Origin of the sequence: Sutcliffiella halmapala, from assembly GCF_002019665.1 — a bacterium.
Lineage (GTDB): Bacteria > Bacillota > Bacilli > Bacillales > Bacillaceae_I > Sutcliffiella_A > Sutcliffiella_A halmapala.
On record NZ_KV917375.1, the window covers coordinates 3,652,894 to 3,668,485 of the forward strand.

17 protein-coding genes are annotated in these 15,592 nt (G+C 37.9%); 8 read left to right on the plus strand and 9 right to left on the minus strand.

Annotated elements, in window-relative coordinates:
• Nucleotides 1-93 precede the first annotated feature (93 nt).
• The 4 genes from BK580_RS18015 to BK580_RS18030 all read right to left on the minus strand — a co-directional run bounded on the left by BK580_RS18015 (nt 94) and on the right by BK580_RS18030 (nt 5,055).
• On the minus strand, nt 94-1,791 hold the full coding sequence (locus tag BK580_RS18015; protein WP_078381681.1) for a glycerol-3-phosphate dehydrogenase/oxidase: 1,698 nt from the start codon (nt 1,789-1,791) through the stop codon (nt 94-96).
• Between the two features lie 157 nt (nt 1,792-1,948).
• Complete coding sequence (gene glpK, locus BK580_RS18020) at nt 1,949-3,439, minus strand: glycerol kinase GlpK (RefSeq protein ID WP_078381682.1); 1,491 nt, start codon at nt 3,437-3,439, stop codon at nt 1,949-1,951.
• A gap of 15 nt (nt 3,440-3,454) precedes the next feature.
• Nucleotides 3,455-4,030 carry a glycerol-3-phosphate responsive antiterminator gene (locus tag BK580_RS18025; RefSeq protein ID WP_078381683.1) on the minus strand — a complete coding sequence of 192 codons (576 nt, stop codon included), beginning with the start codon at nt 4,028-4,030 and terminating at the stop codon, nt 3,455-3,457.
• A gap of 122 nt (nt 4,031-4,152) precedes the next feature.
• On the minus strand, nt 4,153-5,055 hold the full coding sequence (locus BK580_RS18030) for an AEC family transporter (RefSeq protein WP_078381684.1): 903 nt from the start codon (nt 5,053-5,055) through the stop codon (nt 4,153-4,155).
• A 195-nt stretch (nt 5,056-5,250) separates the two neighbouring features.
• On the opposite strand from BK580_RS18030, the gene BK580_RS18035 reads away from it, so the two are divergent.
• Entirely contained in the window at nt 5,251-5,658 is a 408-nt protein-coding gene (locus BK580_RS18035; RefSeq protein WP_078381685.1) for a DUF4395 domain-containing protein, read from the plus strand.
• A gap of 45 nt (nt 5,659-5,703) precedes the next feature.
• On the opposite strand, the gene BK580_RS18040 is transcribed toward BK580_RS18035, so the two are convergent.
• Nucleotides 5,704-7,248: a bifunctional GNAT family N-acetyltransferase/carbon-nitrogen hydrolase family protein gene (locus BK580_RS18040; RefSeq protein WP_078381686.1), complete on the minus strand. Its 1,545-nt coding sequence runs from the start codon at nt 7,246-7,248 to the stop codon at nt 5,704-5,706.
• A gap of 205 nt (nt 7,249-7,453) precedes the next feature.
• Between BK580_RS18040 and BK580_RS18045 the strand changes: the two genes are divergently transcribed.
• The 3 genes from BK580_RS18045 to BK580_RS18055 are packed head-to-tail and all read left to right on the plus strand — an operon-like array spanning nt 7,454 to nt 10,019.
• A complete protein-coding gene (locus BK580_RS18045) occupies nt 7,454-7,849 on the plus strand; it encodes a hypothetical protein (protein WP_078381687.1) in 396 nt (131 codons plus the stop codon).
• Between the two features lie 18 nt (nt 7,850-7,867).
• Nucleotides 7,868-8,479, plus strand: a complete 612-nt coding sequence (locus tag BK580_RS18050; protein ID WP_078381688.1) for a gluconate 2-dehydrogenase subunit 3 family protein — start codon at nt 7,868-7,870, stop codon at nt 8,477-8,479.
• A complete protein-coding gene (locus BK580_RS18055; RefSeq protein ID WP_078381689.1) occupies nt 8,457-10,019 on the plus strand; it encodes a GMC family oxidoreductase in 1,563 nt (520 codons plus the stop codon). The genes BK580_RS18050 and BK580_RS18055 overlap by 23 nt, the downstream gene beginning before the upstream one ends.
• A gap of 157 nt (nt 10,020-10,176) precedes the next feature.
• Here BK580_RS18055 and BK580_RS18060 read toward each other — a convergent pair whose 3' ends face one another.
• Nucleotides 10,177-10,461 (minus strand): thiamine-binding protein, encoded by a 285-nt coding sequence (locus BK580_RS18060; protein ID WP_078381690.1) that lies wholly within the window; start codon nt 10,459-10,461, stop codon nt 10,177-10,179.
• Nucleotides 10,462-10,692: 231 nt separating this feature from the next.
• On the opposite strand from BK580_RS18060, the gene BK580_RS18065 reads away from it, so the two are divergent.
• Entirely contained in the window at nt 10,693-11,127 is a 435-nt protein-coding gene (locus tag BK580_RS18065; RefSeq protein ID WP_078381691.1) for a disulfide oxidoreductase, read from the plus strand.
• A 2-nt stretch (nt 11,128-11,129) separates the two neighbouring features.
• Complete coding sequence (locus BK580_RS18070) at nt 11,130-11,612, plus strand: thioredoxin family protein (RefSeq protein WP_078381692.1); 483 nt, start codon at nt 11,130-11,132, stop codon at nt 11,610-11,612.
• A 22-nt stretch (nt 11,613-11,634) separates the two neighbouring features.
• Here BK580_RS18070 and BK580_RS18075 read toward each other — a convergent pair whose 3' ends face one another.
• Complete coding sequence (locus tag BK580_RS18075; RefSeq protein ID WP_078381693.1) at nt 11,635-12,048, minus strand: DUF5365 family protein; 414 nt, start codon at nt 12,046-12,048, stop codon at nt 11,635-11,637.
• Nucleotides 12,049-12,190: 142 nt separating this feature from the next.
• On the opposite strand from BK580_RS18075, the gene BK580_RS18080 reads away from it, so the two are divergent.
• On the plus strand, nt 12,191-13,084 hold the full coding sequence (locus BK580_RS18080) for an RluA family pseudouridine synthase (protein ID WP_078381694.1): 894 nt from the start codon (nt 12,191-12,193) through the stop codon (nt 13,082-13,084).
• A gap of 7 nt (nt 13,085-13,091) precedes the next feature.
• Here the strand turns inward: BK580_RS18080 and BK580_RS18085 are convergent, their stop codons facing one another.
• Complete coding sequence (locus tag BK580_RS18085; RefSeq protein ID WP_078381695.1) at nt 13,092-13,511, minus strand: GNAT family N-acetyltransferase; 420 nt, start codon at nt 13,509-13,511, stop codon at nt 13,092-13,094.
• 149 nt (nt 13,512-13,660) lie between these two features.
• On the opposite strand from BK580_RS18085, the gene BK580_RS18090 reads away from it, so the two are divergent.
• A complete protein-coding gene (locus tag BK580_RS18090) occupies nt 13,661-14,419 on the plus strand; it encodes a FixH family protein (RefSeq protein ID WP_078381696.1) in 759 nt (252 codons plus the stop codon).
• A 38-nt stretch (nt 14,420-14,457) separates the two neighbouring features.
• On the opposite strand, the gene BK580_RS18095 is transcribed toward BK580_RS18090, so the two are convergent.
• Nucleotides 14,458-15,582: a DHHW family protein gene (locus BK580_RS18095; RefSeq protein ID WP_169865103.1), complete on the minus strand. Its 1,125-nt coding sequence runs from the start codon at nt 15,580-15,582 to the stop codon at nt 14,458-14,460.
• Nucleotides 15,583-15,592: the final 10 nt, after the last annotated feature.

A 15,592-nucleotide genomic window follows, 5' to 3' on the forward strand; every position in this document is an offset into this window, starting at 1 on the left:
CGGCACAACTGCAACGGAAATCATCCGGGGGATCAAAGGTAACACCCTATTCTCAAGCTAGCCAAAAAAAAAAGGAATCGCATAGGCAATTCCTTAACCAATTTTTTTTGCAGCGTCAGGTTCTTCATCATCTACTACCACTACCGCATCTTTCAAGTGCTGTTCAAGCGTTTTTTGATATTGTTGTAATTGCTCTTTTGTCCATATCAGTTCTTTTGCCATGATTTCTATTACTTTCCCTTTCCACTTTTGAACCCAAGCAATCTGAAAGAAAAGGGCGCCCGTTCGTCGGATAAAGAAATCCAATGGTGTAACCGTCATTTCCTCATGAATAGCATAGATTAACTGGCTGTATACATCTAATGGCACCCCAAGCTGCTTCGCTTTTTTATCAGAAGAACCAGCAATAGAAAATAGTTTATCGACATTAGACCCATACATCGCTGAAAGTTTTCTTGATTGTTCCTCTGTCAATCCGAAGTCTGTTCCTTCTTTTGTCTTTTTATCAATAAAGTGTTGAAGGTTTTTAGATCCACCGACATCTCCACCTGAGATCGGTAACTTTTTAGTTTTACTAGGGCCAAAGTTCACTCCTAATTCTTTGGAAAATTGCTTATTAATTTGATTGACAACCATTTCCGCCATTTTTCGATATCCTGTTAACTTTCCACCAGCAATCGTGATTAAACCTGAATTGGAAATCCACACCTCATCTTTTCTTGAAATTTCAGATGCGGATTTTCCTTCTTCATAAATTAGCGGACGTAATCCTGTCCAACTGGACTCAATATCAGTCTCGCTGATGCTTAAGCTTGGAAATAAATAATTGATAGCCTGCAATACGTAGTCTTTATCTTGTCTCGTCATACGTGGATGGACCATGTCCTCTTTATACACGGTATCTGTTGTTCCGACATATGTTTTTCCATCTCTAGGAATAGCAAAAATCATTCGCTTATCTTCTGTATCAAAATAGATGGCTTGCTTTAATGGAAACGTCTTTTGGTCAAATACAAGGTGAATTCCTTTCGTTAATTGTAAGTACTTCCCTGTTTTGGAGCCGTCCATTTCACGCAAGGAATCTACCCAAGGACCAGCTGCATTGACGACCTTCTTCGCTCGTATCTGATACGCCTTGTTGCTAATTTGATCCACAACCAACGCTCCTGAAACCTTCCCATTTTCGTATAATAATCTCTCCACTTTTGCATAATTTACAGCATCCACGCCTTGTTTTACCGCTTCTTTCATAACCTCAATCGTAAGGCGAGCATCATCTGTACGATATTCTACATATACGCCTCCGCCTTTTAGCTTATCCCAAGAAAGCAAAGGCTCTAACTTCATCGTCTCTGTTGCATTTAACATTTTGCGCCGTTCACTTCTTTTCACATTTGCTAAAAAATCATAAAGTCTTAAGCCAACAGACGTGGAAAACTTCCCGAAAGTTCCACCTTTTTGAATAGGCAAGAGCATCCATTCCGGTGTCGTTACATGTGGACCATTTTCATAGACAACCGCTCTTTCCTTACCAACTTCTGCAACCATTCTCACCTCTAACTGTTTCAAATAGCGCAAACCACCATGGACTAGCTTTGTCGAGCGACTAGATGTTCCTGCTGCAAAATCCTGCATCTCTACCACCGCTGTTTTCATCCCTCTAGTAGTTGAATCTAAAGCAATTCCACTGCCGGTAATCCCTCCACCTATCACGAGGACATCATACGTTTCTTCTTTCATTTTTTCCAAAAGCATGGTGCGATTGGTACTTGAGAAAGTTAGTCTTTTCATTGAGCGAGCCTCCATTTTTATGTATATTTTGTGTAAAATATATACAAAAAAAGACCACAGGAAACATAGACAAAGCTCTTGCTCTGATTATGTTCTGTGGTCTCTCCTAATCTCCAACCGAAATATTAACTTATTTTCATTATAACATATGGATTAATTACTTAAAAGCCATAGTTGCGTTAATTGCTTTTTTCCAGCCATCATAAAGTTTTTCCTGCTCGGTTACTTTCATCTTCGGTTCAAAGCTTTTCTCTATGCTCCACTGGGTAACTATGTCTTCTTTATTTCCCCAAAATCCTACAGCTAATCCAGCTAAGTAGGCGGCACCTAATGCCGTTGTTTCATTAATTGTCGCTCGCCCAACGTCCACTCGAAGCAAGTCACTTTGAAATTGTAGTAGGAAATTATTTTTCACTGCGCCTCCATCCACTCGGAGTGCTTTTAATTTTATAGCGGAATCCTGCTCCATTGCTGTTAATACATCCTTTGTTTGATAAGCTAGAGACTCCAATGTAGCTCGGACAAAGTGCTCCTTGGATGTTCCGCGCGTTAATCCAAAGATGGCTCCGCGGACATCGCTATCCCAATATGGAGTACCAAGACCGACAAATGCTGGCACCACATAGACACCTTCACTTGATTCCACTCTAGTTGCATACTCCTCACTGTCCTTGGCATCTTTTAGCATTCGCAACCCATCACGTAGCCATTGAATTGCCGAGCCTGCTACAAAAATACTACCTTCTAATGCGTAGGTTACTTTACCGTCTAATCCCCAGGCAATCGTTGTTAAGAGCCCATTCTCTGATTTAATCGCCTTTTCTCCGGTATTCATCAACATAAAACACCCAGTACCATAGGTGTTTTTCGCCATCCCTTCTTCAAAGCAGGCTTGCCCGAATAACGCAGCTTGTTGATCTCCAGCAACCCCAGCAATCGGAATTTCCTCTCCAAAAAAGTGATAATCGATCGTTTTAGTATATACTTCAGAAGATGACTTTACCTCTGGCAACATGCTTGATGGAACATCTAAAATCGATAAAAGCTCTTCGTCCCACTTAAGCTCATGAATGTTATACAGTAAAGTTCGGGAGGCATTCGAGTAATCGGTTACATGCGCCTTTCCCCCAGAAAGCTTCCAAATTAACCAGGTATCAATTGTTCCGAATAACAATTCACCCTTTTCCGCCTTTTCTCTTGCCCCAGCTACATTGTCCAGTAGCCACTTCACTTTCGTTCCTGAAAAATACGCATCAATCAAGAGACCAGTTTTATCACGAAATAGCTGTTCATGACCTTGTGCTTTCAGTTCTTCACAAATGGTCGCAGTTTGTCTCGATTGCCAAACAATCGCGTTATGTATCGGCTGTCCTGTACGTTTATCCCAAACCACTGTCGTTTCCCGTTGGTTCGTGATTCCAATCCCTACAACCTGTCCAGGTTTAATTCCTGATTCAGACAGGCAAGAAGCAATAACAGCCAAAATAGAGCTCCATATTTCATTCGCATTGTGCTCCACCCAACCTGACTTTGGGAAGTATTGCTGAAATTCCTTTTGCGCAGTATAGACTACTTCCCCCTTTTGATTAAATAAAATTGCTCGCGAGCTCGTTGTACCTTGGTCTAAAGAAAGAATATACTTTTCCACGATTTCTCCACTCCCTCACGTTTCTTTTTCATCTGTTTTCGCGTAATGTCTCCACAATTCCTGCTTTGAAGTGGTAACTGCAGTAGCACCTGCGGCAATTGCTCTATCCACATCCTCCACGGAACGAATCAATCCTCCTGCGAATACTGGAATTCCCGTCTTCTCCTTTACTTCTTTTATCATATGAGGCACTACTCCAGGTAACACCTCGATAAAATCTGGTTTTACTTTCTTAATCACTTGCAAGCTTTTCTCTACCGCATTTGAATCTAGTAAAAACAATCGTTGAATGGCATAAATTCCTCGTTGCTTCGCCTTTGCTATAACAGCAGCCCTCGTCGAAATAAGTCCAGCTGGCTTTAAAAACTGACAGAGAAATTCCCCAGCATGTTCATCATTTTTTATCCCTTGTATGAGATCCACATGAACAAAAAGTTTCTTGTTCTCCCTCTTCGCAGTTTGAATAAAACTAGGAATCTGTGAAAGTTGACTGTCAAGAATCACCCCATACTCATAGCTTGATTGCAAAAAAAGCTCCAGACTTTTCCCGTTTTTGACTGCTGGAAGGATGATTTGTTGTTGAAAGGTCATTATGGATCCCTCTTTTCTACTTTTAATTAGAAGCTCTCCTCTATCAGAGAAGTTAGATATTAGCCAAAGGACAAAAAAGAAACTAAATTCAACACCAAAGTATCTTCATTTAGAAACCCACATCACAGAATCAACCAAAACAACACCGGCAATGTTACTAGCGTCAAAAGTGTGCTCACTAATGTTGCACTAGACACAAACTCTGGTTCTGTATTAAATTCTACCGCATACATCGTAGTATTCGCCGCTGCAGGCATCGCAGCCATTACAATCATTAGCTGTTTTATCATAAGATCAACAGGTAAAACCAATGTGATAAGAAAAGCAATAATTGGCGATATTACTAGTTTAGTAGAAACAGCATAGAATAATTTTTCTTTTTTAGTCGTTCTAATGGAGATTTTTGCGAGCTGCATCCCCAGAATCACCATAATGACAGGAATTGTTGCATCCGCTACCAAATGAACTGCTTCCATAATAGATACTGATACTGGAACAGCTAGATATTGAAATAGTAACCCTAATGCCGCACCATACATAATTGGCATTTTAACCACCGCTCTAACTGCTGAGCGAAATCCGTCACTTTCCGGACTACCTTTTGCTGCATAATACACCCCTACTGTTGCCATAAGCATCTGCTGAGCAACCATCAAAACTACCGCATACTCAAATCCAACAACACCAAACAGTAATAACGCTAGTGGCGTCCCATAATTTCCGTTATTCATGAAACTAGCTGAAAGAATTAACCCACATGTTTCAGCGCGAGAATACTTCTTTAGCCATGAAAGGAGATAGACAAATAGAATAAGTGAAAAACAAAGTATTACCGTGTAGAGGACAATATAGAGATGTTCACTCGTAAATTGATTCGTGTAAAATGTCCGAAACACCAAGACTGGTGATAATAAATAGAGTGCCATCTTGGAGAGAGCCTTCGTATCGAAGCCAAGCGTCTTTTGTCCAATAAAACCAATGGCAAATATCAGAAAAACTGGTAAAAGTACATCTAAAAAAATCATGGGATTCCTCTCAATCTTCTACAATACCGTCACGCGGTTTTCCTACTATATTACCAAATTTCTGAAGGAAAAGTTGAAATTATTTCGAGTTACTGAATAATTTCAACACTTTATCCTAATTTCTTCCCTTGCACAATCTCCTCTTTATCGAGTAGACTAGAAGTATTCCGATTAAATAGGTGGGATTAATAAACAATGATACCTAAACCTCTCGTTACCGTTAATCAATGGTTTATCTTACTTACTGTGGCCATTTCACTTTTAACTGGCTTTTATTTTCTATTATTGCTTCCTTTATTGGCAGGGTTAAGTGGCTTGCTAACTGGTTACAATCCAGTCTTAAAGATTGCTAGCAAATTTTTAGCTAAACCACCTTCTTCCTATATTCAAGAAGATAAAGCACAGCTACAGTTTAATCAAACGATTGCTGTGAGCTGCTTAGCACTATCACTGATAGGTTTTTACACAGGTTACACAATTATCGGTTTTGCCTTTTCTATCATGGTTGGCCTTGCATCTGGTGTCGCACTACTCGGATTTTGTGTCGGCTGTTTTATCCGATTCCAGTGGCAACAATACCAATATCGTCGTTCGACAAAATAAAAAAGCGAAGATGACTTCACACACGAGTCATCTTCGCTTTTTTCATTATTTTTTATAGTTGATTTCATACACATCTCGTCTGCGATCCTTTAACTGACGAACGGTTCCTGATTGACGTTGTCTTCTTAAAATTTCCAAATCAACATCTCCATTTATTACCATCTCGATATTTGGATTACACTCCCCTACTATGCCATCACGAGCAAACTCAAAATCAGATGGTGCAAAAATGGCCGATTGCGAATATTGAATATCCATGTTTTCTACTTGAGGGAGATTTCCACATGTCCCTGCGATAACCGTATATATTTGATTTTCTACTGCACGAGCTTGCGCACAATAACGAACACGTAAGTACCCTTGACGGTCCTCCGTATTGAACGGACAGAAAATAATATTCGCACCCTTATCGGTAGCAATTCGAGCTAATTCTGGAAACTCAATATCGTAACAAATTTGAATCGCAATTTTCCCACAATCTGTATCAAATACTTTAACTGTATCCCCTCGGCTAATCCCCCACCATTTTCGTTCGTTTGGAGTGATGTGTATCTTATACTGCTTTTCAATCGTTCCATCTCTTCGGAACAAATAAGCAATATTAAAAACTTTATCATCTTCCTCTACAAAATGAGAGCCACCAATGATATTTACATTGTACTTAACCGCTAAATCAGTGAATAGTTGAATATAATCTTCGGTATATTCGGTTAAACGTTGCACCGCCTTACTTGGCGATCTTTCATTTAAGAAGGACATTAACTGAGTAGTAAATATCTCTGGAAATACCGCAAAATCAGCACCAGCATCAGATGCTACATCTGTATAATATTCTACCTGTGTCGCAAATTCTTCAAACGAACTGATCGATTTCATCATGTATTGTACTACACAAATCCGAACTGGAAACGATGTTTTATAATGCCGCTTCGTTTGCGGAATGTACTCAACATTGTTCCATTCCATTAAGGTTGCATATTTATTAGAAGCCAGATCATCCGGAAGATATCCAGGATTAATACGCATGAGAGTAAACTCATTTAATAATTGGAAGGATAAGACTGGATCATAAATTTTGTGCCTCATTACTTGTTTCACATATTCTCGAGGTGCCATTTCATCAGCGAATTTATGATAGTTTGGAATCCTCCCACCTATAATAATACTTTTCAAATTTAATCTACGTGCTAAATCCTTTCTTGCTTCATATAATCGATGTCCTACTTTCATTCGACGAAAGCCAGGATGTACCATTACTTCAATACCATACAGATTATAACCATCTGGATTATGATTGGTTATGTAACCTTCTTCGGTAATATCGTCCCAAGTATGTCGATCATCGTACTCATCGAAGTTAATTAAAAGACTTGAACATGAACCTATAATCTCCCCATCGTATTCCGCACATAACTGCCCTTCTGAAAACATCGTCAAGTGACTTTCTAAATGTTCTCTCGTCCAAGGCTGCATCCCTGGAAAGCATAAATGTTGAAGGGCAATAATATCATCTATATCTTTCATTTCTATATTTCTTATCATCATTTTTTTCTCGAATTTAGACAAATCAATTTTCGACACAACATCCATCTCCTACTCTTTTGCAAAATGAAACATTCATTCTTTTGAGTTTTTTATATAAAAAAAGAGAATTACCCAATATTACTTATTCCCCAAATTCACTAGAACAAAACCTCCTCTGTATCTTTCGCCTCTAGTTTTGCATACTTCTAGCCTCCTTTTAAAATAATATGTATAACAATGAACAAAATCCCCTTCAATTGGAGGCTATTATATGATTATTGGCTGGGATTCTTGGAGCTTAGCCCGTGTACTCACTTTATTTCTTGGTTTTGGTTACTTCTCATTTTGGATACAAATCTATTTATGGCATAAAAGAGGAAAGTTTCATGTTTGGCAAATGTGGATACCTGTCGTTGCATTACCTATAGCAGGGATAGTCGCAATCCTTCTAGCCATCTTTCCCGTAACTTGGTTAATCTGGCTCCATAGCTTTATTTCCTTACTAGTTATCGTGACAGGTTCATATGGAAGTCTTCTTCACTGGAAAGCAATTAGCAAAAGAACAGGTGGAATTAAAAAGGAGAATCTGATGTCTGGTCCCCCTATCACTCTTCCGTCTATCATTTCTTCTCTTGGATTCATTGCATTACTACTTGTTTGGTTCTAATAATGGGAGGTGGAGTAGTTGCAACACCCTAAAAATTCTTACTATCCTGAATATAATGTAGTAGACCAATTTCATGAATGGGATAAAGTGACACAACACGTAGTAAAGACTCGACTAGCAGCTTTTCATGTCGAGTTTTTCACCCCAGAAGAACAAGAGTTACTAGTAGCCTTGTTTCCAATATTCTTTCCCTCTCACCTTGGAGACATTGGAATCAATTGTCTATCTATTTTAGACGAGCGTTGTCGACAAGAAAAAATTCAAACCTATGCTAGAGGTACGAGTCTTTTAACAAAGGACGTCATTCGTAAAGGCTTAAAGGCGATACATCTCGAATGTTTCACTCAATTTCATCAGCCCTTTTCAAAGCTAGAAAACAAGCTTCAGCATTCCTATATAGACTCTATTAAGCAAAATATTAGTACAAAGGATATGTGGCAAGATTTTAGTCCAGCTTTATTTGTTAAAACATTCTCTTGTGAAATGATCAAAATAATATATTCAGATCCTTCTGTATGGTCAAAGATAGGTTATGGTGGCCCTTCCTATCCAAGAGGCTACTATGCGTTTGGATTTAAACAGTTTGATTCTTGGGAGGCCCCCTTATATGAAAAGAAGCGAGATGGTTGATATTTGTATTATCGGTACAGGGGCAAGTGGGAGTCTCTTAGCAAGTGAGCTTAGTAAAAGCGGACTGTCTGTTGTTTGCTTGGAGGCTGGCCCTAACAGAATTCCACAGCTTGACTTTGCAAGTGATGAGCTTGAAATGGAGAAATTATTTTGGAATGACCCAAGAATTAGTCTTGGCTCTGATCCGCTCGATCTTGCAAGAAGCACATCAGGAAAAGGAGTTGGCGGTAGCGCCGTTCATTATACAGGACAGCTTTTGCGTTTTCATCACTCTGACTTCCGGACAAATTCATTTGAAGGTGTTGGAGAGGATTGGCCAATAAATTATGAAACATTAGTAAGTTACTATGAAAAGATAGAAAAGCGTTTGCTTTTATCTGGTCCAATTGATTTTCCGTGGGAGCCCTATGGAGGGAATTACCCTTATCCTCCTCATCACGATTTAAGTAATAATACCCTTAAATTTCGTGAAGGCTGTGAAAATGCTGGTTTACGACATGCTGTTTCACCACTTGCTATTCTCTCTGCACCATATGAAAATCGGCACCCTTGTACAAATCGCGGATTCTGTGAGGAGGGATGCATACCAGATGCAAAAACTACACCGCTTAACACCTTTATTCCTGAAGCAGTTAAACACGGTACTATTATTTACACTGAAGCAATGGCTACTTCAGTTGGATTAGATAACAAAGGTAATGTTACCGGTGTGGAATATATTCACGAAAACGAAACCTATTTTCAAAAAGCCCGGGTGGTTATAATAGCCGCTCACGCCATAGAAACACCAAGATTATTATTACATAGTAAGAGCTCTATTTTTCCAGAAGGACTCGCCAATTCGAGCGGCATTGTTGGCAAATATCTAATGACTAACTTAAATGATCATCTGCTAGTTAAATATGAGGAAGAAATTCGGATGTATCGTGGCAACCCTGTACAAGCCTTAACGATGGATCCCTATGAAATGGGTAAAGCTTCAGGATTTGCTCGTGGTTTTATTATGAATTCCTATGGCTTAAGACCTGTAAGACTTGCCAGCTTATTTATCGAGAATGATCCAACTTGTGTTGGGGAGGAATTAAGAAGTAGAATGCTCGATTATAATTTTTATGGATCTTTCGCAATGCTAAGTGAAACCTTACCACAAGAGTCCAATCAACTATCACTTGGCACTCAAATCGATTCCAATGGATTACCCGTACCAGTAGTGGAATTCTCCTTAAGTAATAATGATAAAAAAATCCGTAAAGAAGCCCGTAAGCTTTTGGAACAAATCGGACAAGCATCTGACGGAGTGCCAGCATATTATTTAAAATCTCATGCCCATTTAATGGGTGGGTGTCGGATGGGCATCGACCCTACCAGATCTGTATGTAATAGCTTTGGACAAACACATGATGTACAGAATTTATTCATTGCCGGCTCCCCAACATTTGTGACTGGTCCATCAGCAAATCCAACTTTAACCATCTATGCTTTAGCCTTGCGCACAGCGGAGTATATAAAAGAAGAACTACGAATGCGTAATATAGGGTAGACCAGGAAATAATTTTATCTCCTGGTCTACACACTTATTAGATTAAGTTGTTCAAATCTCTCATTATTTCCTGAGAAATTTGTCATATTCAAGCAGTTTTCGTCGTACTATGAACATCTATTAATAAACGATTCAGGTTAATGTACCTAATAAACTTTTACACATGAGTAAGTTTTTCCTCTAAAGACACGCCACTTTGCTTATAATGAATTTTCACATTGGTTACAACCTCTGTTGCTCCCGCATCAATTCCTACTTGTTGTGCTGTCTTGATTAAACTGAAGACTTCATCTAGAGGCCCTTCTACTACAGTTTCCATAGGACCAACATGACATGGGAGACCAGAATCCTTTAATACACTTACGATGCTTGGTATAACTCCGTCTGTATCAACATCTCTTCCATTAGGCATAATTTGTATTCCGACCGTATATTTAGCCATTTCCGCTCATCCCTTCTTTAATCCGTTATACCATACAATATCCTTGATAATGAAAGAGTAAACATTTTTCGTAGTTGATGCTCTTAATGACTTTTCTGCCTACCAAAATTTCAGTTCCTAATGTCTGTCATGAAATGTTCACAGGATATTAAGTGTAATAGCTTTGCAATGCACCCAAGTACGTACTATAATTTTAAACAAGAATACAGAAAAAAATGAGGCGAGTACTTAGTGGACCATTCAAAAAAAATAGAGAATCTATTGTTATTAGCTTCCGTCATTGCCCTAGTTGCTACACTAGGAAGCTTGTACTTTTCAGAAATTTTGTTATACATACCATGTGATTTATGTTGGTATCAGCGTATTCTGATGTATCCTCTCGTTGTTTTACTCGGTATAGCAGCAGTTAAAAAGGATGCAGCAATTGCAACTTATGTACTTCCGCTTTCCATCATTGGCAGCTCCATTTCTTTCTACCATTATCTTGTTCAAAAGGTAGAATTCGTTGGACAAAATTCTTTCGCATGTGGAATCGTACCATGTAATGGCCAATATATTAATTGGTTAGGATTTATCACCATTCCATTTTTAGCACTTATCGGATTTACTTCCATCACCATTATTTTAATTTTCGTAAAAAAATTGTCCGCAAAGGAAGGAAAATAACCTTGAAAAAAATTATCGTCATTGTCTCTATAATCGTTGCAATATTTGTTGCTTTAGCAGTCATAACGAATTATCAGCAGAAGAAAAGTTCAGAAGGTAACCCGTATGGAAAAGATAAAATCAAACCATCTACACAACAACAATTGAATGACCCTTTGTATCAAAATCTTATTTTGCCTGATCAATTAGAGGAAAAACTTGAAAACGGTGAAACGACTACTGTTTATTTCTATAGTCCGGAATGCGTATATTGCCAACAGACTAGCCCAGTAATCGTACCGATGGCCGAAGAAATGGATATTAATTTAGAACTGTATAACATTTTAGAATTTGAGCAAGGTTGGGCAGATTATAACATACACTCTACTCCAACTATCATTCATTTTGAAAACGGAAAAGAAATAAAACGTTTAGAAAAATATTATCAAGATCACTCTGTATATTCAAACTGGTTTGAAGATATAAAAGAAACTCCAAGCGAATAATTCGCTTGGAGTTCTTTCTTTGTTACACTAAGTATTGATTACTTGGTCGCATGTATCTACTTATCACTAAATGATTCTGCGTTTTTTGCTTAAATTGATCAATGGCAAATGGAAAGGAAAAGCCAAAGTCTCTTAACATATTTACATTCCTTGTAAATATTTCACGATGCTCATGTTTGATTTCCTCATCCTGGGTTACTTCAATTACGGCAATAATTGATTGAAGACATGAAATAATATGAAATGCTTCTTTCAATGTTCCATTATAATCGGTAAATGTGTCGTGAACTGCACCAGTGTGAAGCGATAACTGATTTTCAAGGTTTTCAATCTCTTTATCTGTGAAATAATAAGGAAGAATATTCGTTAAGAGGTGTTGGACCAATTCTCCAATATGGTCCTCTTGCTCTGGAGTAGATGCATATACAACTTTCACGAATTAAACCCACCTTTGTAACTTCTCTATAAGAGAAGAGTAACACAAATAGCTGTTTAATGGCGTAGGTAGTTAATGGAATCATATGAGTATATCCGACAAAAATTTCAGATAATTTTTCACCATAAAGGAGTTTTAATAGATGGTAATTGAATTACACGTTACAGTAGAAAAACCACCTTCCTTACAAGATTACTTAAGGAATTTGGTTGGCGTTCCTAAAGGTCTTCTACACGAGTTACGCATGTCAAAGGAAGTAAAAGTAAACCACGAAGAACCGGTCTGGACTCATTCCCTTCGCAAAGGCGACATAATCTCTCTTCCTCTATTTCAAGAAGAGGTGAGCCCAACACCCACTAATATAGATTTATCAATTCTTTATGAAGATGAGCATCTATTAATTCTCAATAAAGACGCTGGCATAGACACACACCCCGCGTCAGAAAACGATTACCATTCCCTTACAAATGGTGTCGCCTATTATTTTATTCAGCAAAGCATTCATTCCAAAGTCCGTCATATTCATCGCTTAGATAAAGAGACAAGTGGGGCAATCCTCTTTGCCAAGCATGCTTTAAGCGGCGCAATTTTAGACCGTGAATTGGAAGCAAGAAAAATAAAAAGGACGTATCTTGCACTAGTGGAAGGACTTGTAGAAACTTCTCAAGGAACCATTAATAAACCAATAGGAAAGGACCGGCATCATGCTTCAAGACGACGAATCTCTCCTAATGGGCAAATAGCCATCACTCATTTTAAAGTAGTCAAGAAATTTCCTAAAGAAAAACTGACTTTAGTAGAATTGAACTTAGATACCGGCAGAACGCATCAAATTCGTGTGCATATGAGTAGTCTAGGTCATCCGTTATTTGGAGATACGTTGTATGGTGCGAAAAGTAAACATACCCGTCATAGCCTTCATGCATGGAAACTGGAGGTTCCCCAACCGTTTAAGCAAGAAGGAATTTTCGTAACAGCTCCGATTCCTCTTAATTTCGGACCACCACTTCTATCTCTTAACATTGAAAAGCTGTAGCAAACTTCTACAGCTTTTTCTTAAACACATAACTTGTTTTATCATACTGCATTTTCACTTCATAAAAGCGGTGTGCATCTTTTCGTTGTAATCCTGATGAGAGTGTTACACTTTGACAGCCTTTTTCTTTTGCAAGATTTTCAACATACGATAATAGTTTTTCTCCATACCCCTTAGATCGTCCACTACTTGCTGTTACTAAATCATAGACATATATATGATAGCCGTCATAAAGGTTGGTTAATGTGATAATCCCTGCCACTGCCACTACTTCATTTCCTTCGTAGCATCCATACATCTCATAGCCTTCTTCTGTCATTTTTTCATACATTTCTAAAAAGGTTTCTTCTGTTAAATGTGTTCTCAATTCTTTTAACACAAGATATCCATCATGTAATTCTTCTTTTGTTTGAAGCTGTTTAATCATTTGCCTTCTTCCTCCCTTAGGTATATTTAAACACTTTTTTGGTAATTAACTTTATAGTACTAAAAAATTCACAAGATTGAGCTATTTTTTAAAAATCTACTCTACATTTATAGATATAATGAATTCATTGAGAAAAAGGAGTGCTAACCATGAAAAAATACACATTTTTAATAAGTATTATTATTACTATCCTTATATTAGCGGCATGCGGGAATAATTCGAACAAGGAAAGTACAGGAAACACGGATGAAGTCCCTACAATAATCGAGGTTGAAGTTTTGTTGCCTGAATCGATCGAACCTAATCAAGAAGTGAAAATTGAAGCACTTGTTACACAGGGCGGAGAAAAAGTAGCGGATGCAAACGAGGTAACTTTTGAAGTATGGAAACAAGGACAAGAAGCAGATCATGAAATGATAGAAGGAAAAAATGATGGTTCCGGCATCTACTCCTTCACGAAGAGCTTTGAAGAAGAAGGATTGTATTATGTTGTTGCCCATACTACAGCAAGAGAAATGCACGTCATGCCCCGTGTAGAGGTTACAGTAGGAAATCCTGATCATCATGGCCATGATTCCCATAATGAAGATCACGATGCACATGAACACGAGCATGAATCTACACTAATGATGACGCTAAATAACAAAGAGACAAAAAAAGTAAATCAAGAAACCACTCTTACTACGGAAATAAAACAAGAAAATAAGCCATTAACAGATGCACTTGTCAGCTTTGAGGTTTGGCATGAGGACTCTGATAAGCATGAATACATCGATGCAGTGGAAGTTAGCGCTGGCGTATACGAAGCAAAAACAACTTTCCAAACAGCTGGGCATCACAATATCCAAATACATGTAAAAAAGGATAAACTTCATGAGCATCAATTAGAAGTACTTGAAGTAGAATAACTCGTTCACACAGTAAAAGGCAGCCATCCAGCTGCCTTTTACTGTTTTAACCAAATCATATTTGAATCAGTCGAGAAATTAGCAATGTTATATAGAAACAACACTTCTGAGATTCCTTGTTCTGCTAAATAATCGTATATATTACTATGGTTATAGCGTAAATCGATGACATGTACTTCTTCATAATGATTCACTAAAAACGGTATGAGTGCATGTGCATATGAATCTTTAATCACTGCAAGTTTACGACCATTTTTTATAGTAGAAGTGATTGTTAACAAACTATGGTTTCCATCTAAAAAAAACGCATACTTATCCTTCGTGTTTAGATGCTTCCATTCATATAAACTTGGAGTAGTTCTCTGATTATCTTTATATTCTACTTCATAGGAAACCGTAAATTCGGGTTGAAAAATCTCCATGACATCGGGTTTAACATTGCGTAAATTGGCTTTTGAATGAAAGGTTCCATAAAATTCCTTCGATACATTACTAGTGGTAAAATCACTTATCTCATTTGGTTTAAAACCTATTATCTTAGCAGCTTCTGCATATGCATAATAGGCACCCCTCATCGTCCAGTGGTGGTCCGTTCGAAAATAGAGATTTTCTTCTTTATGGTGTCGAAACGATTCCAACACATCTATTAATTTTATTGAATCCGTAAGTTTACTAGTAGCTTCTTCCAATACCTCTTTTTGACTAAAGGAGGTTGCAAGGAAAGGGAGATTTTCAGAGTAAATTTCTACTGAAGTTGGAGCAAGCATTAAATAAACTTTTTTTCCCTCCGCTTTATTTGCAAAATAGTTTAGCGACTCTATATTTTGATACAATTTTTCTTTCGGTTTATCATAACCTTCAAACAGAAATTCATTTTTCCCAAAAAACACACCGTTATTTTCTTGTTTTAAGGTGGCTTTTTGAACCTCTGCCTTTATTCCCGTCCAAAAATCCTTCCAGATAAATTGATCACTTACATACTCCTCAAAATCACTCATATATCTTCCCGTTACAAAGCGTTGAATAGAAAATTCCGGCATTTGAGTAAGTACACGATTTTCATGTTCAGAAAAAGTTCTATCCTCTGCTAATAGGTTCATTAAACCAATGCCACCAACTATGCATATAAATAATACAATTTGCACTCTGTGTCCTACAGACATTGAAAAGCAC

Excerpts from the sequence above, each read along its gene's own strand:
- BK580_RS18015 (WP_078381681.1), bottom strand. The coding sequence starts at position 1,791 with ATGAAAAGACTAACTTTCTCAAGTACCAATCGCACCATGCTTTTGGAA.
- BK580_RS18025 (WP_078381683.1), bottom strand. The coding sequence starts at position 4,030 with ATGACCTTTCAACAACAAATCATCCTTCCAGCAGTCAAAAACGGGAAA.
- BK580_RS18030 (WP_078381684.1), bottom strand. The coding sequence starts at position 5,055 with ATGATTTTTTTAGATGTACTTTTACCAGTTTTTCTGATATTTGCCATT.
- BK580_RS18035 (WP_078381685.1), top strand. The coding sequence starts at position 5,251 with ATGATACCTAAACCTCTCGTTACCGTTAATCAATGGTTTATCTTACTT.
- BK580_RS18040 (WP_078381686.1), bottom strand. The coding sequence starts at position 7,248 with ATGGATGTTGTGTCGAAAATTGATTTGTCTAAATTCGAGAAAAAAATG.
- BK580_RS18045 (WP_078381687.1), top strand. The coding sequence starts at position 7,454 with ATGATTATTGGCTGGGATTCTTGGAGCTTAGCCCGTGTACTCACTTTA.
- BK580_RS18055 (WP_078381689.1), top strand. The coding sequence starts at position 8,457 with ATGAAAAGAAGCGAGATGGTTGATATTTGTATTATCGGTACAGGGGCA.
- BK580_RS18060 (WP_078381690.1), bottom strand. The coding sequence starts at position 10,461 with ATGGCTAAATATACGGTCGGAATACAAATTATGCCTAATGGAAGAGAT.
- BK580_RS18080 (WP_078381694.1), top strand. The coding sequence starts at position 12,191 with ATGGTAATTGAATTACACGTTACAGTAGAAAAACCACCTTCCTTACAA.
- BK580_RS18085 (WP_078381695.1), bottom strand. The coding sequence starts at position 13,511 with ATGATTAAACAGCTTCAAACAAAAGAAGAATTACATGATGGATATCTT.
- BK580_RS18090 (WP_078381696.1), top strand. The coding sequence starts at position 13,661 with ATGAAAAAATACACATTTTTAATAAGTATTATTATTACTATCCTTATA.
- BK580_RS18095 (WP_169865103.1), bottom strand. The coding sequence starts at position 15,582 with ATGTCTGTAGGACACAGAGTGCAAATTGTATTATTTATATGCATAGTT.